21 protein-coding genes are annotated in these 25009 nt (G+C 60.9%); 16 read left to right on the plus strand and 5 right to left on the minus strand.

What is annotated here, in order from left to right:
• The 3 genes from JO965_RS04480 to JO965_RS04490 form a co-directional block, all read right to left on the minus strand.
• Positions 1-741, minus strand: coding sequence for a calcium-binding protein (locus JO965_RS04480; RefSeq protein WP_203442514.1), 741 nt, complete (start codon positions 739-741; stop codon positions 1-3).
• Between the two features lie 360 nt (positions 742-1101).
• Positions 1102-2490, minus strand: coding sequence for an HlyD family type I secretion periplasmic adaptor subunit (locus tag JO965_RS04485; RefSeq protein ID WP_203442515.1), 1389 nt, complete (start codon positions 2488-2490; stop codon positions 1102-1104).
• Positions 2487-4208: a type I secretion system permease/ATPase gene (locus JO965_RS04490; RefSeq protein ID WP_203442516.1), complete on the minus strand. Its 1722-nt coding sequence runs from the start codon at positions 4206-4208 to the stop codon at positions 2487-2489. The genes JO965_RS04485 and JO965_RS04490 overlap by 4 nt, the downstream gene beginning before the upstream one ends.
• Positions 4209-4580: 372 nt before the next feature.
• Here JO965_RS04490 and JO965_RS04495 point away from each other — a divergent pair, with 372 nt between their 5' ends.
• Both JO965_RS04495 and JO965_RS04500 read left to right on the plus strand, forming a co-directional pair.
• Positions 4581-5090, plus strand: a complete 510-nt coding sequence (locus JO965_RS04495) for a winged helix DNA-binding protein (protein ID WP_246776745.1) — start codon at positions 4581-4583, stop codon at positions 5088-5090.
• 169 nt (positions 5091-5259) lie between these two features.
• On the plus strand, positions 5260-5949 hold the full coding sequence (locus JO965_RS04500; protein WP_203442518.1) for a hypothetical protein: 690 nt from the start codon (positions 5260-5262) through the stop codon (positions 5947-5949).
• A 123-nt stretch (positions 5950-6072) separates the two neighbouring features.
• Here JO965_RS04500 and JO965_RS04505 read toward each other — a convergent pair whose 3' ends face one another.
• Positions 6073-6708, minus strand: coding sequence for a GntR family transcriptional regulator (locus JO965_RS04505; protein ID WP_203442519.1), 636 nt, complete (start codon positions 6706-6708; stop codon positions 6073-6075).
• A 209-nt stretch (positions 6709-6917) separates the two neighbouring features.
• On the opposite strand from JO965_RS04505, the gene JO965_RS04510 reads away from it, so the two are divergent.
• Together JO965_RS04510 and JO965_RS04515 are read left to right on the plus strand one after the other, a co-directional pair.
• A complete protein-coding gene (locus JO965_RS04510) occupies positions 6918-8357 on the plus strand; it encodes a M20 family metallopeptidase (RefSeq protein ID WP_203442520.1) in 1440 nt (479 codons plus the stop codon).
• An 80-nt stretch (positions 8358-8437) separates the two neighbouring features.
• Positions 8438-9295 carry a transporter substrate-binding domain-containing protein gene (locus JO965_RS04515; protein WP_203442521.1) on the plus strand — a complete coding sequence of 286 codons (858 nt, stop codon included), beginning with the start codon at positions 8438-8440 and terminating at the stop codon, positions 9293-9295.
• Between the two features lie 67 nt (positions 9296-9362).
• Here the strand turns inward: JO965_RS04515 and JO965_RS04520 are convergent, their stop codons facing one another.
• Positions 9363-9797: a MarR family winged helix-turn-helix transcriptional regulator gene (locus JO965_RS04520; RefSeq protein ID WP_203442522.1), complete on the minus strand. Its 435-nt coding sequence runs from the start codon at positions 9795-9797 to the stop codon at positions 9363-9365.
• A 59-nt stretch (positions 9798-9856) separates the two neighbouring features.
• On the opposite strand from JO965_RS04520, the gene hmgA reads away from it, so the two are divergent.
• From hmgA to JO965_RS04580, 12 genes are all read left to right on the plus strand, one after another.
• Positions 9857-11215, plus strand: coding sequence for a homogentisate 1,2-dioxygenase (gene hmgA, locus JO965_RS04525; RefSeq protein WP_203442523.1), 1359 nt, complete (start codon positions 9857-9859; stop codon positions 11213-11215).
• 15 nt (positions 11216-11230) lie between these two features.
• Entirely contained in the window at positions 11231-12532 is a 1302-nt protein-coding gene (gene fahA / locus JO965_RS04530; RefSeq protein WP_371826830.1) for a fumarylacetoacetase, read from the plus strand.
• Between the two features lie 10 nt (positions 12533-12542).
• Complete coding sequence (gene maiA / locus JO965_RS04535; RefSeq protein WP_203442525.1) at positions 12543-13178, plus strand: maleylacetoacetate isomerase; 636 nt, start codon at positions 12543-12545, stop codon at positions 13176-13178.
• A gap of 1440 nt (positions 13179-14618) precedes the next feature.
• Positions 14619-15809: an ABC transporter substrate-binding protein gene (locus JO965_RS04540; RefSeq protein ID WP_203442526.1), complete on the plus strand. Its 1191-nt coding sequence runs from the start codon at positions 14619-14621 to the stop codon at positions 15807-15809.
• A gap of 68 nt (positions 15810-15877) precedes the next feature.
• Positions 15878-16801, plus strand: coding sequence for a branched-chain amino acid ABC transporter permease (locus JO965_RS04545; protein WP_203442527.1), 924 nt, complete (start codon positions 15878-15880; stop codon positions 16799-16801).
• A gap of 5 nt (positions 16802-16806) precedes the next feature.
• Positions 16807-18591 carry an ATP-binding cassette domain-containing protein gene (locus JO965_RS04550; protein WP_203442528.1) on the plus strand — a complete coding sequence of 595 codons (1785 nt, stop codon included), beginning with the start codon at positions 16807-16809 and terminating at the stop codon, positions 18589-18591.
• Positions 18592-18606: 15 nt separating this feature from the next.
• A complete protein-coding gene (locus tag JO965_RS04555) occupies positions 18607-19329 on the plus strand; it encodes an ABC transporter ATP-binding protein (protein ID WP_203442529.1) in 723 nt (240 codons plus the stop codon).
• Positions 19330-19361: 32 nt separating this feature from the next.
• Positions 19362-20222, plus strand: a complete 861-nt coding sequence (locus JO965_RS04560) for an IclR family transcriptional regulator (RefSeq protein ID WP_203442530.1) — start codon at positions 19362-19364, stop codon at positions 20220-20222.
• 201 nt (positions 20223-20423) lie between these two features.
• Positions 20424-21173, plus strand: a complete 750-nt coding sequence (locus JO965_RS04565) for an SDR family NAD(P)-dependent oxidoreductase (RefSeq protein ID WP_203442531.1) — start codon at positions 20424-20426, stop codon at positions 21171-21173.
• 10 nt (positions 21174-21183) lie between these two features.
• A complete protein-coding gene (locus tag JO965_RS04570; RefSeq protein ID WP_203442532.1) occupies positions 21184-21873 on the plus strand; it encodes an EthD domain-containing protein in 690 nt (229 codons plus the stop codon).
• Positions 21874-22023: 150 nt separating this feature from the next.
• On the plus strand, positions 22024-23760 hold the full coding sequence (locus JO965_RS04575; RefSeq protein WP_203442533.1) for an FAD-dependent oxidoreductase: 1737 nt from the start codon (positions 22024-22026) through the stop codon (positions 23758-23760).
• Between the two features lie 45 nt (positions 23761-23805).
• A complete protein-coding gene (locus tag JO965_RS04580) occupies positions 23806-24993 on the plus strand; it encodes an NADH:flavin oxidoreductase/NADH oxidase (RefSeq protein WP_203442534.1) in 1188 nt (395 codons plus the stop codon).
• Positions 24994-25009 lie beyond the last annotated feature (16 nt).

A 25009-nucleotide genomic window follows, 5' to 3' on the forward strand; every position in this document is an offset into this window, starting at 1 on the left:
TCAGTGAACCGAGAAATAGTCGCTCGGATTGCTGTTGATGTCGTCGGCGTTCACATTCACGAGCGTGATTGTGTCGCCGTTGCCAAGGTCAACAATCGTATTGCTGCCGACCTGCTGGACGCGGCCAGCGAGATCTTCGGCCGATGCGATGTCGGTTCCGTTGATGCCCTTGGAGATCTGCAGGATGTCCTGACCGGCCTTGAAGTCGAGAACGACGTCGTTGCCGCCGCCGCCACTGAAGACGAAGGTATCGCCGCCCGAGCCGCCTTGCAGCACGTCGTCACCTTCGCCGCCTTCCAGGATATCGGCACCGGAGCCACCACGCAGAATGTCGTCGCCCGTACCGCCCTGAAGAAGGTCATCGCCGGACCCGCCTTCGAGAAGGTCGCTGCCGTCGCCGCCGCGCTGGATGTCGTTTCCGTTGCCACCGCGGAGATAGTCGTCTCCGGTGCCGCCGAGCTGGATATCGTCGCTGTTGCCACCGAACAGGATGTCGTTTCCGGCGTCGCCCTGTTGGACGTCGGCACCGACGCCGCCGAACAGCACGTCGTCATCGGCGCCGCCGGACATCCAGTCGTCTCCGGACCCGCCGAAGAGAACATCGCTTCCCGTTCCGCCGGAGAGCGCATCGCTGTCGCCGCCGCCGAGGATCAGGTCGTCACCGCCATTGCCGAAGATGACGTCCGCACCGGAAGTGCCATTCAAGACATCGTTTGCGGCTCCACCACCAATAGTCGCCATATCTCTCATCCTTATTGTCAGCACCGGGTAGACCGTTACGCGCCCGGTTGCATGTTTGAGCCAAAATGAAGCGCCATCTGCGCAAGGAGATTTCCGGGATGGTATTTGTGCTGCGAAGATCCCGGTGGTGATTTAAGTAAAACAATAAGTAGTTGGTGTAAATCCTAAAGTAGTATTTTCATTTTGCGTCAATTTAATAGCATATATAGGTCAATATTGTATTTGTATTGTTTGGTTTTATTTTATTAATGAAGATGATTTAGTTTTAAATTCGAAATGACGGTTCGAGAGGCGCCGTCCCGCCTCCCGCTGCAAGAGAACTGTCGATAGTTGGTGTGAAAACGAAACGCTCGATGCGCCCTATTCCTCGCGGAATGCGCGGTCGAAGCTTTCGGTAATGGGGCTCAGCAGATAGTCGATCGCGCGCCTGGGCTTGTTGATGATGAGCACCTCCGCCGGCATTCCAGGATAGAGCGCTGTTGTGGAGTTCGCCTTGAGGCTTTCCGGTTCGATCTCGGCGCGTGCGACGAAGTAGGCATAATTGTTGCGGTCGTCCATCTGCTGGTCGGCCGAGAGATAAGTCAGCTTTCCCGCGAGGGGCGGGGTGCTGCGACTGTTATAGGCGGTCAGCCGAATCTGGACCGGAGCGCCGACGCGCACGGAATCGACGTCGCGCAGACCGATCTTGGCTTCGACGATCAATGGTTCATTCTCCGGCACGATGTCGAGGATCGGCTGACCGGCGGCAATGACGCTTCCCACGGTATGAGAGCGGATGTTGGTGACGATCCCTCTCTCCGGAGAGACGATCTCGACGCGGCGCAGGACATCGGTCGCGGCGTCGATTCGTCCGATCGTGTCGGCCAGTTCGAGTTGTGCGGTCTGGATATCCGATGCCACCTGCTGTTGAAAGTCGTTGCCGAGGGAAAGGATCTCGAGCTCCGCCGCCGCTTTGGCCTGTTCCGCCTTGGCCTTGCGGGAGACAAGCTCGCCGGCATCGCCCTGGAGCTGGCTTTCGCGCGTCTGCATTTCCGTCAGGCGCGGGCGTGGCGCATAGCCCTTCTCGACGAGACTCGCGATGGCCTTGAGTTCCCGGTCGAGCAGTTCCGATTGCCGCGTGTTCGCGTCGGTTTGGGATCGCACGGCCTGGAGTTCCGCCACCTGTTGCTCAATGGTCTTTTGCTGGATGTCGACGCGGCGATTGAACATCTCGCGCCGTGCCATGAAAAATTTTCGCTCGGCTTTCAGGATCTCTTCTGCCGTTGGCCCTCCAGCCTGGAGCAGGTTGTCGGGAAAGCTGAGATCGGTCAGTCCGGCTTGCTCGGCCCGCAGACGCACAAGGCGCGCCTCAAGCCCGATCCGTCTGGAACGCAGCTGCTCGAGTTCGGCCTTCGCCCTTGTGTCGTCAAGGCGCAGCAGCGGCTGTCCTGCCTTTACGACTTCGCCCTCATGGGCGAGCAGGGTTTTGAGGATGCCGCCCTCGAGATGGCTGATGGTCTTGCGCTTGGAATCGACCACGACTGTTGCTGTGGCGACCGCGGCACTGTCGAGATGCGCCGAGAAGGCCCACGTCGTGAGACCGCCGAGACCAAGAAAGATCGTCGCCAGGCCGGCGATCACCGGTCCACGGTAGGAGGGCTCGCGCGCGTCCTGCTTCCGGAAGCGGTCTCTCGTGGCTTCAAGGTTCACGGCGACGTATGTCGCGGGCACGGGCGCAGGCCGTTGCACGATCTCCGAACGCTTTCTCATGCGGTTCCTTTCACGGCAGCAATCGGCTTCTCGCCGGGAGTGATCGCGCTGACGACCGAGGTTCGCGGGCCGAACTGGCTGATCTTGCCTTCCTGCAGGACCATGAGTTTGTCGGCGGCCTGCATGATGGAAGGCCGGTGCGCGATCAGGATGATGATGGCCCCGTCGGCGCGCAGGGCCTCGATGGTGCGCACAAGCGCCCGTTCGCCGTCGGTGTCGAGATTGGAGTTCGGCTCGTCGAGGACGATCAGGCGCGGCTTGCCGTAGATTGCCCGTGCCAAACCGATCCGCTGCCGCTGGCCGCCGGAGAGAGCATATCCCCCGTCTCCCAGAGGTGTATCGTATCCAAGCGGCAGTCGGCCGATCATGTCATGAACCTCGGCGAGCCGGGCAGCTTCCAGCACCAGTCGCGGGTCGGATTCCCGCATCCGGGCGATGTTGTCTCGGATCGTTCCATCGAGAAGCGAGACGCTCTGCGGCAGATATCCGACCATGTCGCCGAACGAGCTGCGCTCCCAGAGATAGACGTTGTTGCCGTCGAGATAGATGCCGCCGGATGTGGGCTTGGTCACGCCGATGAGCGCGCGCGCCAGGGTGGACTTGCCGGCTGCCGACGGGCCGACGATGCCGAGCACCTCGCCCGGCGACAGGGTGAATGACAGCCCCTTGAGAACAGGCACATCGGAGCCGGGAGGCGCATAGACCAACCGGTCGACAGTGAGCTCGCCCTGCGTGCGCGGCGTCGGCTTGGTTTCGCGTTTGGGTGCCTGGTTCTCGAGGAGATCACCCACATTCTTCCATGCGGAGATCGCCAGGACCCATTGCCGCCAGCCATCGACCATCGAGTCGAATGGCAGGAGCATGCGGCCCATGATGATGCTGGAGGCCACCATCGAACCGGGGCTCGCTTCCTGCCGGATGACCAGGATTGCACCGGTCGACAGAACGGCAATCTGCATCGCATACCGGCAGGTGCGGGTGAAGGACGCCATGGCGCGGCTCCGGCGAGTCGCGACATCCAGAAGATCCTGCGTATGCAATTGCGATTGGCGCCACCGATCCGAGAGGGCAGGGAGCATTCCCATGGCTTCAATCGCCTCTGCATGGCGAAGTGTGCCGCTGATCTCGCCGATGTTCCGCACGGAGGATTCGTTGGCGCGCTTCATGGCTCTGCGCGTCAGGAAATCCGACAGCAGGCTGAGCGAGATGATGATGATGGCCGAAATCAGCGCCACCAAGCCGTAAAGCCAATGCAGGGCGAACAGGACGGCGAGAAAGATGGGAGCCCAGAAGGCTTCCAATGGAACGCTGATGGCGTTTCCGACGATGAATGACCGGATGTCATTGAGGTCGCGAATCGCCTGACCGGACTTTGAAATGCCCTTCGTCACGGAGGCGGATATCGCAGCCTCCAGGACAGGGAGATTCAGCTTTCTGATCAGCTTGCTCGCCATGACCTGATAGGTGAGGGCGCGCACGTAGTCGAGGATGCAATAGATTGCCAAGCCGATGGCGGAGACGATGATCAGCATGATCAGCGTATCCGTGCTCTGACTGTTCACAACACGGTCATGCACTTGCAGCATGAAAAGAGGAACTGTCAGCTGCAGCACGTTGATGACGGCACTGAGGGCAGCCGCATAGACGACACCAGCTGCAAAGGCCTTGCGGCCTTGGTGGATGATGTCGGCAGCTTCTGGGTTGGCCGTTTTCTTCATGCAGAAATGACTCCAAAAGAGGCAATGGTGCGGCAGATCAAACTTTTGCCTAAAAGATATTCGAGGGGTTTTATGAAACACGGTTGGTAGAACGTCTAGCCATAAAGTATGATTCGACGAATAATAAAAAGTCTCTGGCAGAGGAAACTAAAATAAGGGCCATCCAATTTGTCCAAATTACTTGTTGGATAAGCCGCAAACGCCAAGAGCACTACTAAACTAGTTCGAATTTCGAACTAGTTTAATTGATCGATAATGGGGTATAATATGCAAAATATATCGAACTCCTTGCCTTGGATTGTCGCGCAGGATGAACCGGATTCCAACCTGCATGCTACCTTGCAGGCCTTGTATCGAAGGAGTGACGAACACGTGAGCCGCACGGGCAGCCATGAGCCACCTCAGGCGGAGCCGGCAGGCATCACCCATATCGAGATCGTTCGCGTGATCGAGAGACTGCATCGGCGCTCCCTCGATCTCGTGCGGGCCGATCTGATCGAAGCGGGCATCGATGACCTAAGTCCGTCTCAGGTGATGATGCTGTTCACCATCGGGTCGGGTGAATTGTCGGTCCGTGACCTCATCGAGCGCGGCTACTATCTTGGATCGAACGCCTCTTACAGCCTCAAGCGGCTTGTCGAAGCTGAGTATGTCATTCGCACGGCCTCGGAGCGGGATCGCAGATCCGCTCGCATCCGGCTGTCGGACAAGGGGCGCGAATTGTGCGATCTGATCAGGCGGAACGACAAAACCTATCATCAGCTTGTCGCGCGCAATGAGGCGGAAATTCGCGACCTCGAAACCACGTTCCGGACGCTCCAGCGGATCGAGCAGGCGTGGAGCAATGCTGTGCGTTACCGCGGCATCGCTTCGGACGAGTAATTCTATCGCCCGTCATCGTTGATCTCACTGTGGTGCAAAGCGAACGTTCTCCGCGGCCCTCGAACAGGGCCGGCGGACGCTTATGCAATCCTGTGTATGGAGTCTCTGGTGCGGGCATGGATGGAGAGACCGGTGAAGTCAGTGAGTGTTGTGGAGGATTGATCCTGCGATGTTGCAAGATCTGATACAGACTGAAACGATTTTCATTCAAAATTCGGATCATCTCATTTTCGAGCCCGATTCCGATTGCAAGAAGCTTCTGATTGTTTTTGCGTATATCAACCAGCAACTTGGAACGCGGTCGCATTCGAGTTTCCTGCGCAATGTCGATTGCAAAAAACTCTTCCTGAATCCGGGCCTGAACGAGTGGTATCAGACCGGGGTTCCGGGAGTGGCTTCCTCCTATTCAGGTCTTCTCGCATTTCTACAGAACGTGAAATCAAGTTTCGCCGACCACGAAATTCTATGCCTGGGTCATTCGATGGGCGGCTTCCCGGCCCTGGGCGTCGGCGTGAGCATCGGGGCCGACCGTATCCTCGCCTCCGCTCCGGAATATATCTTGAACACGCCCGATAGTCTGAGCATACGGCACTTGAAGGATACCCAGATCGAGTGTGGAGATCTGACCGACGTTCTCTCTGGCAATTCCAAGAGCTCGATCACGATCCTGGTTGGAAAGCGGAATGCCTTCGATATGAATGTAGCACACCGATTGAGCGAATTCCCGCAGACCGATGTCTTCGAGCTGGAAACAGGGCATAACACGTTTCCCTATCTGAAGGACGTCGGAAGGCTCGGTGCAACGCTGGAGGCCTTCGTCGAGGGCCGGGACATCCGGTCCATTGTTGCCGGCGTGTAGTACTGGCGCATCGTGCGGCCCTCTGGGGCCGCATCAACGGTGCGCTTTTTAGAGAATGAGCATCGGATAGATCCCAGAAGTGGGTCCACTTTTGGGCCCGATGCTCCAGGCAGGTTCGACCCTTCAACGATCCTTTGGCTGACGGATATGCAGCGCGATGATGTCTTTGAGCTGCTGCGCGTCCCGCGCTTCGAGAGCCTTGATCATGGCATGATGTTCTCGGCTCGATTGCTCGACGCGGGCCCGCGTGCTCCACTGCCCGGCCAATGCGGACGACGTCCTGCTGCGAAGATCCGTCACAAGATTGGATAGTTCGGGGTTCGAACACAGGCTGAGCAGCTCGCGGTGAAAGGCGAGGTTCGCCTCATATTGGTCCAGGACCGTGCCGTTGAGAATCATCTCGTCGAATGTGCGGGCGAGCGTGTCGATCTGCGCGATCGCAGCGGGCGTCGCATTGGCGACGATGCTGTCGACGGCTGCCGTTTCGAGAATGACGCGGAGCTCGAGAATATGGGCCGTCTGGTCGCTGTCCGGCAGAACGACGTGGTACCCGCGATTGGGGACGTGCTGCACCAGGCGCTTCTGCGTGAGATAGTCGAGTGCGCGCCGGATGTCCGGGCGGCCAAATCCGTAACGCTGCTCGAGATCGATCTGCTTCAGCCACGTGCCTGGGGCGAAGGAGCCAGCTCGGACGTCGCGCGCGATCAGATCGGCGACGGTCATCCAAGCCTTCTTCAAGGGTGCATCCATCGTGGTCATGTAATCTCGTCACGTCCCATGGATTGGCTTTGCTTCGTCTTTAGGCGGAAGGCAAGGCGGTCGCAAAATCATTCGTCGGACCTCCTCTTGCATCCCTCCGGCAGGCATGCATCATATTGGTACCAATTTTGGCAAACATTCAATGTCTCAATCGCTGACATTTCTGAAAATGCGGATTGAGACGGGCTGCCGCAAGGAAAGGGCAGGGCGTGACGGGAAAAAATGCCTCGGAGATCTGGGATCTGGTCGAAGCCAAGCGTGAGGTCTTCTTCGCCCTCAGCGATCGCATCTGGGAGATGCCGGAGCTCAATTTCGAGGAGAGCCACTCCTGTGCCGAGCATCTGGATGTTCTTGAGCAGCAGGGTTTCCGGATCACCCGCAATGTCGCCGGCATCCCAACCGCCGTCATGGGAGAGGCGGGGGAGGACGGGCCCGTCATTGCCATTCTGGGCGAGTACGATGCCTTGCCGGGCCTGAGTCAGGTCGCAGGGCTTGCGGAGCAGAAGCCGGTCGTCGACGGCGGCAACGGCCATGGCTGCGGGCATAATCTGCTCGGCAGTGGCTCGCTCATGGCGGCGACGGCCGTGAAGGATTATCTCGAAGCTCACGGCCTTAAGGGGCGCGTGCGTTACTATGGCTGTCCGGCCGAGGAGGGAGGATCCGCCAAGGGCTTCATGGTGCGGGCCGGGGTTTTCGACGACGTCGACATCGCCATCTCCTGGCATCCTGCACCTTTCGCAGGTGTCAACAATCCGATCTCTCTGGCCTGCAACGAGATCAATTTCCATTTCAGCGGACGAGCCTCCCACGCGGCGGCCTCGCCTCACTTGGGGCGAAGCGCGCTCGATGCGGTGGAGCTCATGAATGTCGGCGTCAACTACATGCGCGAGCATATGCCGAGCACGGCGCGCATCCACTATGCCATCACCGATACCGGAGGTTCGGCACCGAATGTCGTGCAGGCGAACGCAACGGTTCGTTACCTGATCCGCGCACGCGACCTGCCGGAAATGCAGGGATTGCTCCGCCGCGTGAAGAAGATTGCCGAAGGCGCGGCGCTCATGACGGAAACCACCGTTCGCAGCGAGATCGTCAGCGGCGATGCCAATCTCGTCGGCAACACGCCTCTCGAGCAGTTGATGCACCAGAATCTGGAGCGGCTCGGCCCTCCCGTCTTCGATGAGCAGGACAGGGCCTTCGCGGCCGAGATCCAGAAAACGCTGACGAATGAGGACATCAAATCGTCCTTTGTGCGCTTCGGGCTGAAGCCGCGCATGGGCGTTCCTCTGTGCGATACGATTTTTCCGCCCGAGAGCGGGGATGGGACGCTGGTGGGATCGACCGATGTCGGCACCGTCAGCTGGGTGGTTCCGACCGTGCAGATGCGTGGCGCCACCTACGCCGTGGGTACGCCCGGCCATTCCTGGCAGCTCGTGGCACAGGGGAAGGCGCCGGCCGCCCACAAGGGCATGGAGCATGCGGCGAAGGTGATGGCCAGTACGGCGATCGACCTCTTCCGCAATCCCGCGCTGATCGAAGAAGCCAAGGCCGATTTCCGTGAGCGGCTCGCCGGCACACCTTTCGTCAATCCGATTCCGGATGACGTCGATCCACCTGTCACGGTAAAGGACAACCAAGTCCTGGCATAACGGATCGTGAGCTGTTCTCTCCATCTCCGCCTGTCAATTCGAGCCCGACACGCTCGCCCATCATCAACCAAGGAAAGATCATGAAGACTATCAGCAAAATTCTTGCAGTCGCGCTTACCGGCGCAACGCTCGCGCTCGGAACGAGCGCGATGGCGCAGGAGAAGACCTGGACGAAGGTCCGCATCGCAACGGAAGGTGCGTTTGCGCCGTGGAACTTCACCAAGCCCGACGGCACGCTCGATGGTTTCGAGATCGATCTCTACAAGGACTTGTGCAAGCGTATGAAGGTCGAGTGCACGATCGAGGCGCAGTCCTTCGACGGCATCATTCCGGCGCTGAATGCCGGCAAGTTCGATGCGATCATGGCCGGCATGTCGGCGACCGCGAAGCGCGAAGAGGTGATGGCCTTCACTCAGCCCTACGGCACGACCGGTCAGACCTTCGCGGTCCTGAAGTCGAGCCCGCTGGCGAACATGCCTCTGAACGCCAAGATCTTTTCGTTGGCGACCAATGAAGCGGGAGCCGCTGCTGCGGTCGAGGAACTCAAGCCGGTTTTGAAGGGCAAGACCATCGGCGTGCAGGGATCGTCGATCGCGGCGAACTTCCTCGACAAATACCTGAAAGGCACGGCCGAAATCCGGGAATACAAGACCACGGAGCAGCACGATCTCGATCTCACGGCCGGGCGCATCGATGCAATCATGGCATCGACGGCCTATCTCTCTGGCGCTGCCGCGAAGGTGGGCAACGAGGAGATGACGCTCGTGGGGCCGCGCTTCCAGGGCGGCATGCTCGGACGCGGAAGCTCGGTCGGCCTGCGCAAGAGCGATCCGGAGTTGAAGGCCATGTTCGACAAGGCCATCAGCGAAGCGAAGGCCGACGGCACGATCGAGAAGCTCTCGATGAAGTATTTCGGCTTCGATGTCACGCCTCGCTGAGAACGTCATTAGTACTACGGTGTCGGAGCCCTGGCGGCTCCGACATCACTGTAGGATCCGTCAGAGATCAGCGTACGTCGAACATATGCTCGAGCCGCTCCAGCGCGGCGATCAGCAGCTTGGCCTCGGGGCCGAACTCGTCCAGGATGCGGCGTTCGAACGCCACCGCCTTCGGGACGATGTCCCGGTACGCCTTCTGGCCGAGCGCTGTCAGCGTCAGGATTTCCTCGCGCCGGTCTTCTTCACTTTCGCGGCGCTTGAGCCATCGCCTCTCTTCCAGAGCCCGCACTGCCCGGCTGACCTTGGTCTTGTGCATGGATGAGTGCTGGCCGATTTCCTTGGCGCTGATCTCCTCGAACTGGCCCAACGTCGCCAGCACCCGCCATTCCGGGATCGTCAGGTCGTGGTGCGGACCGTAGACGGAGCGGAAATCCTGCGAGACCGCGGAAGCGATGCGGTTGAGCCGGTAGGGCAGAAATTGTTCGAGCTGGAGTTTGGCCATGGCGTTGTTGGTTACAAAATAGACAGTTACAGTCGTGACCAATTGTGGAGGTCACGACCATGAATGTCCAGAATCCATCCTTGAAGAATCAGGCCGCCGACCGGCTCGAGAGCGCCATCCAGCCCGGCTACATGTCCGGTTTCGGCAACGGCTTCGAGACCGAGGCTCTGCCCGGGGCGCTCCCCATCGGGCGCAACTCGCCGCAGAAATGCTCCTACGGCCTCTATGCCGAGCAGCTCTCCGGCTCGCCGTTTACCGCACCGCGCACCACCAACGAGCGGACCTGGTTATATCGTATCCGCCCCACGGTGACCCATTGGGGCCAGTTCCAGAAGGCGGATATCGGCCTGTGGCGCACGGCGCCCGCCGCCGAGGTGGAGGTGTCGATCGCACCCATGCGCTGGGACCCGATTCCGCTGCCGAGCGAGAGCGTCTCCTTCCTGGAGGGCGTGCGCACCATCACCACAGCGGGCGATGCCGGCAGCCAGGCCGGCATGGGCGCGCATGTCTACCTCATCACCCGTTCGATGGTGGACGAGTATTTCTATAATGCCGATGGCGAAATGCTGTTCGTGCCGCAGCAGGGCAATATCCGGTTGTGGACGGAGTTCGGCATCATCGATATCGAGCCGGGTGAGATCGCGATCATCCCGCGCGGCGTGAAGATCCGGGTCGAGCTGATCGACGGACCGGCGCGGGGCTATTTCTGCGAGAATTACGGCGGCGCCTTTACACTGCCCGAGCGCGGGCCGATCGGCGCCAATTGCCTCGCCAATCCGCGCGACTTCCTCACGCCCGTGGCGGCCTATGAGGACAAGGATGCGCCGTCAAAGATGTACGTGAAGTGGGGCGGCTCGCTCTGGGTGGCCGACATGGATCACTCGCCGCTCGACGTGGTAGCCTGGCACGGCAACTACGCGCCGTACAAATACGACCTGCGCCGCTACTCGCCGGTCGGGCCGATCCTGTACGACCATGCCGATCCGTCGATCTTCACCGTGCTGACCTCGCCGTCCGAGACGCCCGGCACGGCCAATATCGACTTTGTGATCTTCCCGGATCGCTGGCTGGTGGCGGAGAACACCTTCCGACCGCCATGGTACCACATGAACGTGATGAGCGAGTTCATGGGGCTGATCTATGGCGTCTACGATGCCAAGACAGGCGGTGGGTTCGTGCCGGGCGGAATGTCCCTGCACAACACGATGCTGCCGCACGGCCCCGATGTCGATGCGTTCGAGAAGGCGAGCAACGTGGAGCTCAAACCTCACCGGCTGGAAGGCACGATGGCATTCATGTTCGAGACGCGCTTCCCGCAGAAGGTGACGGCTTTTGCTGCGAACACCGAGTCGCTGCAGAAGGATTACGGCGCCTATGGGCACAAGCTGAAAAAGCACTTCAACCCGAACCAGCGTTGATGGAGCGTGACAACTGTGCTCGATCATACGCATGACCCGAAGCGTCAAAGCTTCGTGATCTCGGCCAACGGCCACGCGGACTTTCCGATCCAAAATCTTCCCCTGGGGGTATTCAGCCCTCGGGGTGGAGAGCCGCGAAGCGGAATAGCCATCGGTGATAAGATCCTCGATCTGCCGGCGACTCTCGCCGCCGGTCTTTTCGAGGGGAAAGCGCGCGAAGCCGCGCAGGCTGCGTCCGGCGCGACGCTGAATGAGTTTCTGGCGCTGGGAGCCGGACCGCGGCAGGCGTTGCGCGCCCGTCTGTCGGAGCTGCTGGCGCAGGGAAGTCCTGAGCAGGACAAGGTCGAGGCCTGTCTGCATATTGCGGCGGAATGCACGCTGCACCTGCCGGCACGCATCGGCGATTACACCGATTTCTATGTCGGCATTCACCACGCCACCAATGTCGGCAAGCAGTTCCGTCCCGACAATCCCCTATTGCCGAACTACAAGTATGTTCCCATCGGCTATCATGGCAGGGCATCGTCTATCCGTCCGTCGGGCGTGCCCGTGCGCCGGCCGCGCGGTCAGGCGAAGCCAGTGGATGCCGCGGTTCCCGAATTCGGCCCGAGCCGGCGACTCGATTACGAACTGGAGCTCGGCGTCTGGATCGGCCCCGGCAATGGACTCGGCGAGCCGATCCGCATCGACGAGGCATCCGGCCATGTCGGCGGCTACTGCCTGCTGAACGACTGGTCGGCGCGCGACATCCAGGCTTGGGAATACCAGCCGCTCGGTCCGTTCCTGTCGAAGAGTTTCACCAGCACGATCTCGGCCTGGATCGTCACGCCGGAGGCCCTCGCTCCTTTCCGCATCCCTCAGCCGCAGCGCCCGGAAGGGGATCCCGCACCCCTGTCGTATCTGATGGACGAGAGCGACAGGAAGGAAGGAGCGCTCGACCTGGAGCTCGAAGTCCTGCTGCTCACGCCGGGCTTGCGGGCAAAGGGTCTGCCGCCGCATCGTCTCGCCTTGTCGAATGCGCGGCACATGTACTGGACCGTGGCGCAGATGATCACGCACCACGCCAGCAATGGCTGCAATCTGCAGCCCGGCGATCTTCTGGGCACGGGAACGATCTCAGGTCCTGATCTCACAAGCTGCGGCAGCATTCTGGAGGCGACGCTCGGCGGCAAGAACCCGGTCGTGCTCGCCTCCGGCGAGGAAAGGCGCTTCCTGGAGGATGGGGACGAGGTCATCCTGCGGGCCCGCGGCCGTCGCGAGGGTTACGCCCCGATCGGCTTCGGCGAATGCCGGGCCACGATCCTGCCAGCCCTCTGAGGTGCCCTCCATGAAGCTCTATACCTATTGGAGGTCGACCTCCTCCTACCGCGTGCGCATTGCCTTGGCGTTGAAGAACATCGACGCCGAGCAGGCCTTCGTTCATCTCGTTCGCAATGGCGGCGAGCAGAATGCCCCCGCTTATCGCGCCATCAACCCGCAGGGCCGGGTGCCGGCGCTTGCACTCGACGAGCACACGATCATCACCCAGTCGCCGGCCATTCTGGAGTATCTCGAGGAAGCTTATCCGAATCCGGCTCTGCTGCCTTCCGATCCCGTTCAGCGTGCGAAGGTGCGGGCTGTCGCGTCGATCATCGGCTGCGACATTCATCCCCTGCACAATGCTGGTCCGCTCAATCATCTGAGAAAGGTTTTCGACCGCTCGGAGCCGGACGTGGCAGCCTGGATTGCCACTTGGGTGGGGCAGGGGCTTACGGCCGTCGAGGCCCTGATCGGAGACGAAGGCTTCTGCTTCGGGCCTGAGCCGAGCATGGCCGACGTCTATCTGGTGCCGCAGCTTTATGCTGCGCGCCGATTCAACCTGCCGCTGGAAGCCTATCCGCGCATCCTGCGCGTCGAGAAGCTTGCTGGCGAGCACGAGGCCTTCAGAAAAGCGCATCCATCCGTTCAGCCGGATGCGGAGTAGTCGTCCGACTTCAGAATCTGGCCGGTAATAGGGAGCAAGCGCTCACCCAGCCCTTTGTGCTTATGCTTTGGTTGTCATGGCGGTCCCCACACTTGATCCGGGGATTAGTGCCGGCCATTCCGATGCTGTGAAGCGCCGTGCTTCAGGCCGCCGGGATCACAGGCCCAAAGCCGATGATGACAGGGAGTTGCCGAGGGGTCGGAGCAGATGTTCTGTTTTTGTTCTTGACAATTCTCCTAAACCCGGCTATATCGTGAGGGTCTCTTCTTCGAGGGGCGCGCTCGCGAGGCGTCGCAGTGTGGAAGACGACCCGGTCTTGCTGGTCCGCCTCGCAAGCGGGCCAGGCGAGTGGCCCAGGATGCTGGGCGGGTAGTCGGGATCGGTCGCAGGCCCCCGTCGCGCAGCCGGATCACGCCTGCGGCGGTTGACTGAGCCTGCCTCTCCTGTCCGCCGAAACAAACCGGACGCGAAGAGACAGTTCGGCTCTTCCCTTTCCATCACAGACATCGAGCCGGGCTGCCTGTCGCGCCACCCTCGATCACCACTCAGGCTCGGAGCCGCAAGCTCCGGGCCCCACAGTGCTGGCTCTTTGACACAGACCCATCCCTACCCACACCCGTCATGGCCGGACCTGATCCGGCCATCCACGTCTTCGGAACCACAGCGGTGCCAAGACATGGATCCCCGGGACTGATCCCCGGATCAAGTCCGGGGACGGGGATGACGCCAGGAGAACCCTCATCGACAAACGTCATCCCGGACGAAGCGTCAGCGAAGATTCGGGATCGTGCAAACCAGCTTGGCATTGTCATCCCGGGGCCGCGCAGCGGAGGCCGGGATCCATGACAACCGCGAATGCCGGATCGGATGTGGCAGCTTCCGAAGTGCCTTTCCTTCGGGCGTCAGCGGTTATGGATCCCCGCCTGCACAGGGATGACAATGTCGAGGTTCCGGACGGACACTGACTTCGATAGACCCGAGAGCGAATAATGATACGGCTCAAGATTTGGGCTGCCGCTTCTTACATGCGCGAGCATCCGTCTTCTGAAGCCCTATGCAGAGGCATGGCGGAGCCTCTCGAACAGGGATGAGAGCGCTCCCGTTCGTGCCGGGAAATAGCCCAGCCTGCCTGCGACGCGACTAAAGTCGGGAATTCGTCTATTGCAAACGCGTTCGCTGTACGATACCAATAGCGGCAAGCTCTGGAACAAGAGCGGACAATGCAAAATGCAGAAGGTGAGGAGCGTCCGTGAGCCGAGAGCCGCAATGCTTGAGCTGCCGCGGCCGGCACGCGCAGGATGACATCCGCGCAATTCTTCCCTTCCGTTCGACTTTCGATATCCGGCAGGTTCTTGCCGTGCTGAAGAAGCCCTGAGCGGGCGATGCGCGACAGGCGTTTCACCCGCAGCTGAAATCGAACCCTTTGAGGGAAGGAACATCATGACGCCAAAATATGCAGCGCTGAAAGCGGCTCTTCTCGGAAGCGCGCTTACCGTCTCGACCGTCGGCTACGCCCAGGAGATCAAGATCGGCTTCAACGGCGATCTGTCGGCTTCGCCATCCGCTCAGAGCGGACAGGCCGGTGTGCTCGGCATCCAGGCCGCGATCGAAGATATCAACGCAGCCGGTGGCGTTCTCGGCCGCAAGCTGGCCCTCGTGGTTCGCGACGACCTCTCGCAGCCGCCCAAGTCGATTCAGAACATGAGCGACCTGATCGACAACGAGAAGGTGGTTGCGGTTCTGGGTCCGACCAATTCCGGCAACGCGCTTGCCTGGAAGCACATCCCTAACCAGAAGAAGAATCCGTCCATCGGCTGCATCGGCTCGGCCACCGACATCACGAAGAGCGCGGGTTCGGACAACTATATGTACCGCGTGTCGATGGTCGACCGGGCGCAGGTCGCGGGCCTCATCGCCTACGCGAAGAACAACGCTTCCACCAAGAAGGTCGGCTATCTCGTCGAGACCACCGGCTATGGCCAGGGCGGACTGAAGGATCTTCAGGAACTCGGCGACGCCAAGGGACTGAAGCCTGTCGCGACCGAGAAGTTCGGCGTCAACGACACCGATATGACCTCGCAGCTCAACAAGATGAAGGCCGCCGGCGTCGATACGGTCCTCGTCTGGGCGCAGGGCACGCCCATCGGCCAGCTCGTGCGCAGCATGGAGAAGATCAACTACTTCCCCGTGACTCTGACCTCCTGGTCCTCCGACAATGCAAGCTTCTTCGATACGGCCGGCAAGACCCTGGCCGAGAAGCCGATCTTCATGCGCACGATCACCGAGGACCGTACGCCGAAGCAGCAGCAGCTCTACGATCGCCTCGCTCCGAAGATGGCTTCCAAGAGCGCTTTCAGCTTCGCGGCGCATTGCTACGATGCGACGATGATCACGGCTGCCGCGATCAAGCAGGCGGGCAGCACGGAGGGGGCGAAGATGCGTGAGGCGCTCGAGAATCTTCAGGCGCCCGTCGAGGGCATCATGAAGACCTACAGCAAGCCGTTCTCCGCGACCGAGCACGAGGCACTCACCGCCTCCGACTATCGCTGGACGCACTGGAAGGACGGCAAGCTCGTCTCCTACAGCGACGATGTGGTGAAGGCCCTGAAGCCTTCCGACTTCACGCAGTAAAGTCAACGACCACCGGGCCTGCCGGCGCTGGTCGGCAGGCCCGACACTTTGCACCCTTGGAGCGCCCCATGCTGGACGCATATCTCCAGACCCTCCTGAGCGGCCTTGCCGTCGGCGGCGTCTATGCCCTGATCGCACTCGGCTTCAGCATCACCTTCACCACCACGAAGACGCTCAACTTCGCACAGGGCGAGTTCATCTCGTTCGGTGCCTTCATCGGTGTGACGATGCTCCTGCTGCTGTCCGGCCTCGCCGGCACGGCAACGGCTGTTCCCAGTGAGGCGGCGGCGGCATGGCGCTATCCTGCGGCCGTCATCGGCGCCGGAGTGGTGGCCGGTGTTTTGGGAATTCTCATCTTTATCCTCGCCGTCCGACCCTTCGCCGGAAAGGGCGGCATGAATTGGGTGATGAGCACCATCGGTTTCGGCGTGATCCTGCAGAGCATCGGCCTCGCCGTCTGGGGACCAGCTCCCGTCATGGTGCCGTCTCCGCTGGGAGACGAGGTTCTCCGCATTGCCGGGGCAGGGGTCCGACCGCAGGAACTGCTCGTGCTCGCCTGCGCCATTCTGATCATGATCGTGCTCGATCTCGTGATGCGCCGCTCGCGCATCGGCAAGGCGATGATGGCCGTCGCGCATTCGCCGCAGACCGCGAGCCTCATGGGCATCAATGTCAATCTCGTCATGATCGGTGCTTTCGCCCTGTCGAGCGGCCTCGCAGGGGTGGCCGGCGTCCTGATCGCGCCGATTGCTTCCGCGTCGCTTTTCATGGGCATGGGATTTGCTCTCAAGGCCTTTTCGGGAGCCATCATCGGCGGATTGAACAATCCGCGCGGCTGCATTTATGGCGGCTTCATCCTGGGCGTTCTCGAGTCCGCCGTCGGCCTCTGGCAGGCGCAGTGGCGTGAGATCGTCGTCTTCGGTCTGATCATCCTGGTTCTGGCATTTCGCCCGGCAGGCCTCTTCGGCCGGGCTGCTGTCGACAAGGTTTAACGCGCATGCGCCACATCATCGGATCCATCGGCCTCGTTGCGGCTCTCGCGCTTGCTGCCTCGTTCATCGAGAACGAGTTTTATCTGCGCACGCTCTTCATGATCTGCGTCTATTTCCTCTGCGCCGCAGGCATGAATGTGCTGCTGGGGTTCGCGGGACAGAAGTCTCTCGGTCAGGCGGGCCTGTTTGCGGCGGGTGCCTATGCGGTCGCTCTTCTGACCACGCGTTATGAAGTCGGCCCCTGGCTGTCGCTGCCGCTCGCCTGCTTTGTTTCGGCGCTCTTCGGCATCCTGATCGCCGTGCCGTCGCTGCGGGTCAAAGGCCCGAGCCTCGCCATGGTGACGCTGGCCTTCGGCATCGTCATCGAGAAGGTGGTGACGGAAGGCTCCGAGGTCTTCGGCGGCGCCATGGGCATTTACGCCATCCAGCCTCTGAATATCGGTGGCGCGCCGTTCACCATGGTGCAGTGGGTGTGGTTCGGGTTGCTGTTGTGCCTTGTGGCGCACCTCCTGCTTCGCAACCTGCTCCGTGGACGGTTCGGGCGGGCTTTCCTGTCCCTTCAGGCCGATGAGGTCGCGGCCGGTGCGGTTGGCGTGGCGGTGTATCGCTACAAGGTGCTTGCCTTCGTGATCGCGGCCGTGACCTGCGGTCTTGCGGGAGCATTGGTGGCGCAGCAGAACCAGTACATCAATTCCGACTTCATCAATTTCCACCTGTCGATCTTCATTCTCCTGCTGGTGCTGTTCGGCGGAAGCGGTTCGCTCTATGGTCCGCTGCTCGGCTCCGTGACGCTCGTGATCATTGGCGCTCTCGTGGCGCGCTGGTCCTGGATCGAGCATTTCGTCAACGGTGCGCTGCTGCTGTTTGCCCTCTATGCCATGCCGAAGGGCCTGGCGGGTGTGTTTGGATCGCTCTTTCAGAAGATCGGCTGGGTCCGCAGCGCGGGAAGCGATGCCGCGGCGGTGGAAAGCAGGATAATCCCCAAGCTGCCGACGCGGCCCATGCCTCGTGCGGGTGCGGGAAGCCTTCTGACGGCCGATCATCTCAACAAGGCCTTCGGTGGCGTCGTTCCGGCAAGGGATGTCTCCGTCAACCTGACGGAAGGGCATATTCACGCCCTGATCGGTCCGAACGGGGCGGGCAAGAGCACCTTCATCAACATGCTCACCGGGATCATTCGTCCTGACCAGGGCAAGGTGACGTTCTTGGGCTCCGACATCACCCTGCAATCGGTTCACGGGATCTGCGACCACGGCATTGCGCGGACCTTCCAGAACCTCAGGCTGTTCAAGGATCTGTCCGTGCGCGAGAACGTGCTCCTCGGCCAGCATTCCCGCATGCGGAACGGTTTCGCCTCGTCGCTCCTGGGCCTTCCCAATGCCTGGCGGGAAGAGGCCAAGGCGCTTCGGAAGGTCAATGACATCCTAGCCTTCACAGGCCTGTCCCACTATGCCGAATCCCCGGCCGGGAGCCTGGCCTATGGTCTGCAGCGCCGGGTCGAGCTGGCGAGGGCTCTCGCATCCGAGCCGTTCCTCCTGCTGCTCGACGAGCCGGCTGCCGGGCTGAACCCACAGGAAACGGCGGAACTCGGACAGTTGCTCGTGCGCATCCGCAACGAAGGGATCACGATCCTGCTGATCGAGCATCACATGGATCTCGTCATGACGATTTCGGATCACGTGATCGTTCTCGATTACGGCCAGAAGATCGCCGAAGGCACGCCCGGCAAGATCCAGGCCGATCCGCGGGTCATGGAGGCCTATCTCGGCACCTCCACCGAGGCGGCTTGAGGGGATGGAGCAGCTATGCTGAAGATTCAGGACGTTCATCTCGCCTATGGCCCGATTTCGGCGGTTCGCCGAGCCACCATCGAGGTTGACGCTGGAGAGGTCGTCGCCATCGTCGGCGGCAATGGGGCGGGCAAGAGCACCTTGCTGAAGGGAATTGCCGGATTGATGCCAGTCAGCTCCGGAAAAATCCTTTTTGAAAAGGAAGATGTCACCAGACTCCCGCCACATCGCAGAGTTGCGCGGGGCATCGCATTGTCTCCCGAGGGCAGGCAGGTCTTCCCGGATCAGAGCGTCTACGACAATCTGACTCTCGGCGCGTACTTCCGCAGGCTTTCCAACGAGGCCCTGGAGGCGGAGGTCGAGGAGCAGTTCAAGCTGTTCCCGCGCCTGCGCGAGCGCCGGAACCAGCTCGCCGTCACCCTATCTGGAGGCGAGCAGCAGATGCTGGCGATCGCTCGGGCTCTGATGGGCAAACCCCGGCTCCTCCTGCTCGACGAGCCCTCGCTCGGCCTCGCGCCGAAGATCATCCAGGAAATCTTCGACATTATCGTGTCCCTCCGCCGTTCTGGAATCACGATCCTGCTTGTCGAACAGATGGCAAATATGGCACTGGCCATTGCAGATAGAGCCTATGTCCTCGAAACCGGCAATGTGACATTGTCTGGGACGGGGCAGCAACTCCTTCACGATCCGAAGGTTCGTGCGGCCTATCTCGGGGTATCCCACGGCACGGCATGATGCTGCCGCTCTCGGGAAGATTGGATTGAGCCATGAGTATCGACGGACGCGGCGTACAATCGGTCGAGGTCGGAGGGAGGATCCTCGCGGCGCTGGTCAAGGCCGGCAGGCCCTTGATGCTGCGCGAGCTTGCAACCATGGCGGAAGTCGCACCGGCCCAGGCCCATGCCTATCTCCTCAGCTTCCGCAAGTTGGAGCTCGTGGAGCAGGATGCGGCGAGCGGGCGATACCAGCTCGGTCCCTTCGCATTGCAGCTCGGGATTGCGCGCCTGCGGAGCTTCGATCCGCTGCGGCTTGCGGCCAATGCGGTGATTGGCTTTGCGGAAGAAATAGGCCTCATGGTGACCGTTGGGGTATGGGGCACACACGGCCCTACCATCGTTCAGGTCCAGGAGGGCAGCGATCAGGTTCACGTGAACGTGCGGACAGGAACGGTCTTCTCGATTACCGGAACCGCGACAGGCAAGGTTTTCGCAGCCTTCATGCCTCCGAAGATCATTGAAGCGCAATTGGGTGAGGAGCTCCGGAAAGGAGCGCGCATCCAAGGTGTCGGCGCGCCGACGTCACGCAAGGAACTGGAAGCCGAAGTGGCAATGGCCAGACAGCTTGGCTATGCCGCGACGGAGAGCAAACCGGTGACCGGCATCAACGGCATCGCGGCTCCCGTCTTCGATTACAGCGGGCAGATGCAGCTTGCCATCACGCTGATCGGACCGACGGGGGTTCTCGATATCGGCCCCAACAGCAAGGACGCAAAGGCCTTGTTGGCCTTCACGCAGAAACTCTCCGCGCAACTCGGCTATGCACCGGATGCGGATGGCAGGGCCATTCAAGAAGCGGCGGAAGCCGAGATCGCCGCGGCGCCCGTCACCAAGCGCCGCCGTCGCGCTTAGCGGCACTTTCATTCGTATTCGCGCAGCGATTCACGCTCTGCAGGCGCGGAGTGCGTCGACGCGCGGTCATTCGGCCCGACTGAATCATCATCTACGACTATTCGCCATTTGCGAACGCGTTCGTTATATGCTTGTCTGATTTCAGTGTTCGATGAGTCATGAGTGGACGATTGCCTCAATCAGATCAGGGAGCCGAAACAGATGTTGCTCAAAGGGCGTATTGCACTTGTCACGGGCGCCGGTCAGGGGAATGGCGCCGCCATTGCGCGCGGCCTTGCAACGGAAGGCGCTCGGGTCATCGTGACCGATCTGAATGGACCGGCGGCTGAGCAAACCGCGAAGGGGATTGTCGAGACAGGCGGTGAAGCGTGGGCCTACACGCTCGACGTTGCCAATGCCGAAGCCTGCAACGGATTAGCGCGCGAGGTTGAAGCCTCCATCGGCCAAATCTCGATCCTCGTCAACAATGCGGGAATATGCCCGCGCAACACCATCGACAGTCCCGATGTGCGCCGTTCCTGGGATGCCGCGATGCAGGTGAATCTCGACGGGACGCTCAATGTGACGCTGGCTTTCGTTGCCGCCTTGAGAGCCACGAAGGGAACCATCATCAACATGGCGTCGATTGCATCCTTCGTGTCGACATCCACGTCGATCAGCTATTCGACCTCGAAGGCCGCCGTGCGCATGCTGACCCAGAATCTGGCACAGGAACTGGCCAAGGATGGCGTACGCGTCAACGCAATTGCGCCGGGCACGCTCAATACGCCGATGACCGAAGCCACGCGCAGCAATCCCGAACGGGCGGAGCGCTTCCTTTCCCGCATCCCGCTTGGCCGATTTGGAGAGCCTGAGGAACTGATCGGGCCGACGGTCTTTCTTGCGTCCAACATGTCGAGCTACGTGACGGGCACGACGCTCGTGGTCGATGGCGGCTATCTCGCAGTCTGAGGAGGTCGTCATGATTGTTCGCATGGGACTTCTGACGCGAAAGCAAGGCTTGAGCAGTGAGGACTTCCGCAGCCATTGGCGCGACGTGCACGGGCCTCTGGTGGCCCGGCTGCCGGGCTTGAAGCGGTACCACCAGAACCATGTTGTCGACAGCCGCCAGCTTGCCATCGATCACGCACGGGGCACATGGAGCATCGACGGCATTTCGGAGCTTTGGTTCGACAGCATCGATGACATGCATCGCGCGATCTCGTCCGATGCCTATCGGGCGGTAGCAGAAGACCATGTGCGCTTCGTCGGCGATACGGGTTTGATCACAGCCGAGCAAAACATCGTCGTGCCGATGGAAGCCTCCGGCGAGCCGCTCGTCAAACGGATGTCGATCCTGACACGCAAGTCAGGACTGACGCCCGAGCAGTTCAAGGACGAATGGTGGGGCTTCCACGCCAAGGCCGTGAAGAAATTCCCGAACCTCATGGGCTATACGCAGAACTTCGTCACTGAGCGCAGCGCAGGCCTTGGAAAGCCTGCATCCCACGAGGAACTGCCGATCGATGGAATGGTGGAGCTGTGGTTTCGCTCGGTTGCCGATATCGAAGCGGCTTTTCGCTCTCCGGCAGCGAATGTCTCGCAAACGCACGCGCTCAGCTTCATAGCGGAAATCACGACGTTTCTCGTGGAACCGCATGAGGTGATCTGACGAGCTTTGCAGTTCCAGAAATCGACAGGGTACTCGAAAGTGTCTTGAAATAGCGAACGCGTTCGTCTAAAACAAATCAACGAATGCATTCGCAAATGCTGAATCAGAAGCGCCCTAGGCTGCGGACCTGGGTGGGATTTGAGGAGCGCCATGAAGCCGACGAAAACTATCACCTGCGATGTTCTCGTGGTTGGGTCTGGTGCAGGCGGTTTTGCGACCGCTCTGACGGCCCGGCTTCATGGTCTCGACGTGATCATCACGGAAAAGGAGCCTGTCTTCGGCGGAACGACGGCGCGTTCCGGCGGCTGGATGTGGATCCCATGCAATCCGCTGGCGAAGCAGGAAGGTTTCAAGGATTCCCGCGAAGCGGCCCGCACCTATCTTCAGCATGAGGCCGGCAATCATTTCGACGCGAACCGCGTCGATACCTTCCTTGAGAATGGCCCGAAGATGGTCGAGTTCTTCCAGGAGAAGACCGAGATGGACTTCACTCTTGGCCCGGCCTTCTCCGATTATCATCCGGATGCACCGGGCGGCATGCCCGGCGGTCGTTCTGTCGTGGCGACGCCTTATGACGGACGTAAGCTTGGCAAGGAGATCGCTCGTCTGCGGCCGCCGCTGAAGGAAATCACGTTCCTCGGCATGATGATCGGATCGGGCAAGGAACTCCTGCATTTCTTCAACGTGACTCGTTCCATCAAATCGGCCGCCTATGTCGGTGTGCTTCTGGCGAAGTATGGCCGCGATCTCATATCCCATGGTCGTGCGATGCGTCTGACGAACGGCAACGCTCTCATCGGACGCTTAGCCAAGTCTGCGTTGGATCAGAACATCCCGATCTGGACATCATCTCCCGTCAAGGACCTGATCGTGGAAGACGGGGCCGTGAAAGGGGCTCTGGTTCAAACGGAGGATGGGGTCACCGAAGTCCGCACCCGTCGAGGCGTCGTGCTGGCCGCCGGGGGCTTTCCGCAGGACATGCTGCGGCGGAAAGAGTTGTTCTCGCATGCCCCGACGGGAGCGGAGCATTGGTCTCCCGCCCCTCCCGGCAACACTGGCGATGGCATCCGTCTGGGCGAGCGGGTCGGTGGACAGGCGATCGAGGGCCTTCCCAATGCGGCAGCGTGGGTTCCGGTATCTCTGGTTCCTCGCCGTGATGGGACTGCCGGACCGTTTCCGCATTTCATCGACCGCGGCAAGCCCGGAGTCATCGCCGTGACGAAGAGCGGCAAGCGCTTCACGAACGAAGCAAACTCCTACCACGATTTCGTGCAGGCCATGGTCAGTGCCTGCGGCAGCGATCCGGAAAAGGCAGCTTGGCTCATCGTCGATCATCCGACGATCCGCCGTTACGGCTTGGGCTTCGTGAAGCCGTTCCCGGTGCCTCTGACGCCCGCTTTGCAGAACGGCTATCTGGTGAAGGGGCGCACTCTCCGCGAACTGGCGGAGAAGTTGGGTGTCGATGCTACTGCATTCGAGCAGACGGTCGAGACTTACAATCGCGATGCGCGCAAGGGCGAAGATCCTCAGTTCAAGCGCGGCAGTACCGCATATAACCGGTATCTCGGCGATCCGGATCACAAGCCCAATCCCTGCGTGGGCCCGATTGAGAGCGGTCCGTTCTATGCCGTGAAGGTTGTGCCTGGGGATCTTGGCACTTTTGCAGGGCTCAAGACCGATGCCGATGCACGGGTGGTCGACGAGAGCGGGAATGTCATTCCCGGCCTCTATGCTGCAGGCAACGATATGGCGAGCATCATGGGTGGCAACTATCCTGGCGGCGGCATCACGCTCGGACCGGCCATGACCTTCGGCTATATCGCGGGCCGGCATCTCGCCGGTGCCGGGGCTGAAACTGCTTCAACCGCGAGCCGTCCGGCGGCTTAAGCCTCGAACATGAGTGCGCTTATCAACCGCTCTGGAGAATAAGCGATGACACCAGCGCATCAACGGCCGCGGCTCTTCGAGCCACTCACGCTCCGGGGGCTTACGCTCAAGAACCGCGTGGTCATCTCGCCCATGTGCCAGCATTCGGCCGAGCAGGGGTTGGCGGGATCCTGGCATCTGGTTCATCTCGGCAAGTTCGCACTGGGTGGCGCAGGATTGATCTTTGTCGAGAGCACGGCTGTCGAGCAGAGCGCACGGATCGGCGTGCGGGACGTCGGGCTGTGGGCGGACAAGCAGATTGCTCCTTTCAAAGCCATCGTCGACTTTGTCCACCAGAATGGCGCCGCTATCGGCGTGCAACTGGCGCATGCGGGACGCAAGGCTGGGTCGCAGGCCTTATGGGAGGGGGGCAGAGCCCTCACGATGGAGCAGTTGCACGAGGCTGGCGAGCCATGGCGGCGCGTCGGCCCAAGTGCTGTTGCGGCTGGGCCTGAATGGTCTGTGCCAGACGCTTTGACTTTGGACGAAATCGCCGAGACCCGGCAGATGTTCGTCGACGCGGCCAAGCGCGCGGAGCAGGCTGGATTCGATGTTCTGGAACTGCATTTCGGACACGGCTACCTCGTCGCATCCTTCCTATCGCCGCAATCCAATCTTCGTGAGGATGAGTATGGCGGGTCGCGTGAGAACCGCATGCGGCTTGGTCTCGAGATTGCCGCTGACGTGCGGGCCGCATGGCCGGCGGAAAAGTCGCTCTTCGTGCGCATCTCGGCCGTCGACGGAACCGAAGACGGATGGGGTCTGGACGATTCTGTCGTGTTCGCGCGGGAACTCAAAGCAATCGGCGTGGACGTGATTGACTGCTCATCCGGTGGGCTCTCGGACGAGACGCGCAACATGAATGTTCCGCGAGGACTTGGCTTTCAAGTTCCGTTTTCGGAGCATATCCGCCGTGAGGCGGAGGTCAGGACCCAGGCGGTCGGAGTCATCCTCGACGGCCATCAGGCGGAGGCGATTCTCCAGGAGGGCAAGGCGGATTTGATCGCCATCGGTCGGCAAGCCCTCTACAATCCCTATTGGCCCCACCATGCGGCCCATGCGCTCGGCTATGATTCCGGTTTCGAGCACTGGCCGCTCCAGCATGGACCGTGGCTCGCAAAGCGAGCGCCCCTGATGGAAAAACTCAAGTTCACCGATAACAGCGTCAAGAGCCTGGCGGGCTCTGGCCACTAGTTGGGAGAAACAAGAC

The sequence above is a fragment of the Microvirga sp. VF16 genome, assembly GCF_016864375.1.
GTDB lineage: Bacteria > Pseudomonadota > Alphaproteobacteria > Rhizobiales > Beijerinckiaceae > Microvirga.

Coding starts and splice junctions, on each gene's coding strand:
- JO965_RS04480 (WP_203442514.1), bottom strand. CDS start 741: ATGGCGACTATTGGTGGTGGAGCCGCAAACGATGTCTTGAATGGCACT.
- JO965_RS04560 (WP_203442530.1), top strand. CDS start 19,362: ATGAGTATCGACGGACGCGGCGTACAATCGGTCGAGGTCGGAGGGAGG.
- JO965_RS04485 (WP_203442515.1), bottom strand. CDS start 2,490: ATGAGAAAGCGTTCGGAGATCGTGCAACGGCCTGCGCCCGTGCCCGCG.
- maiA (WP_203442525.1), top strand. CDS start 12,543: ATGAAGCTCTATACCTATTGGAGGTCGACCTCCTCCTACCGCGTGCGC.
- JO965_RS04550 (WP_203442528.1), top strand. CDS start 16,807: ATGCGCCACATCATCGGATCCATCGGCCTCGTTGCGGCTCTCGCGCTT.
- JO965_RS04540 (WP_203442526.1), top strand. CDS start 14,619: ATGACGCCAAAATATGCAGCGCTGAAAGCGGCTCTTCTCGGAAGCGCG.
- JO965_RS04565 (WP_203442531.1), top strand. CDS start 20,424: ATGTTGCTCAAAGGGCGTATTGCACTTGTCACGGGCGCCGGTCAGGGG.
- JO965_RS04515 (WP_203442521.1), top strand. CDS start 8,438: ATGAAGACTATCAGCAAAATTCTTGCAGTCGCGCTTACCGGCGCAACG.
- JO965_RS04500 (WP_203442518.1), top strand. CDS start 5,260: ATGTTGCAAGATCTGATACAGACTGAAACGATTTTCATTCAAAATTCG.
- JO965_RS04575 (WP_203442533.1), top strand. CDS start 22,024: ATGAAGCCGACGAAAACTATCACCTGCGATGTTCTCGTGGTTGGGTCT.
- JO965_RS04555 (WP_203442529.1), top strand. CDS start 18,607: ATGCTGAAGATTCAGGACGTTCATCTCGCCTATGGCCCGATTTCGGCG.
- JO965_RS04505 (WP_203442519.1), bottom strand. CDS start 6,708: ATGACCACGATGGATGCACCCTTGAAGAAGGCTTGGATGACCGTCGCC.
- JO965_RS04520 (WP_203442522.1), bottom strand. CDS start 9,797: ATGGCCAAACTCCAGCTCGAACAATTTCTGCCCTACCGGCTCAACCGC.
- JO965_RS04490 (WP_203442516.1), bottom strand. CDS start 4,208: ATGAAGAAAACGGCCAACCCAGAAGCTGCCGACATCATCCACCAAGGC.
- hmgA (WP_203442523.1), top strand. CDS start 9,857: ATGAATGTCCAGAATCCATCCTTGAAGAATCAGGCCGCCGACCGGCTC.
- JO965_RS04545 (WP_203442527.1), top strand. CDS start 15,878: ATGCTGGACGCATATCTCCAGACCCTCCTGAGCGGCCTTGCCGTCGGC.
- JO965_RS04570 (WP_203442532.1), top strand. CDS start 21,184: ATGATTGTTCGCATGGGACTTCTGACGCGAAAGCAAGGCTTGAGCAGT.
- JO965_RS04580 (WP_203442534.1), top strand. CDS start 23,806: ATGACACCAGCGCATCAACGGCCGCGGCTCTTCGAGCCACTCACGCTC.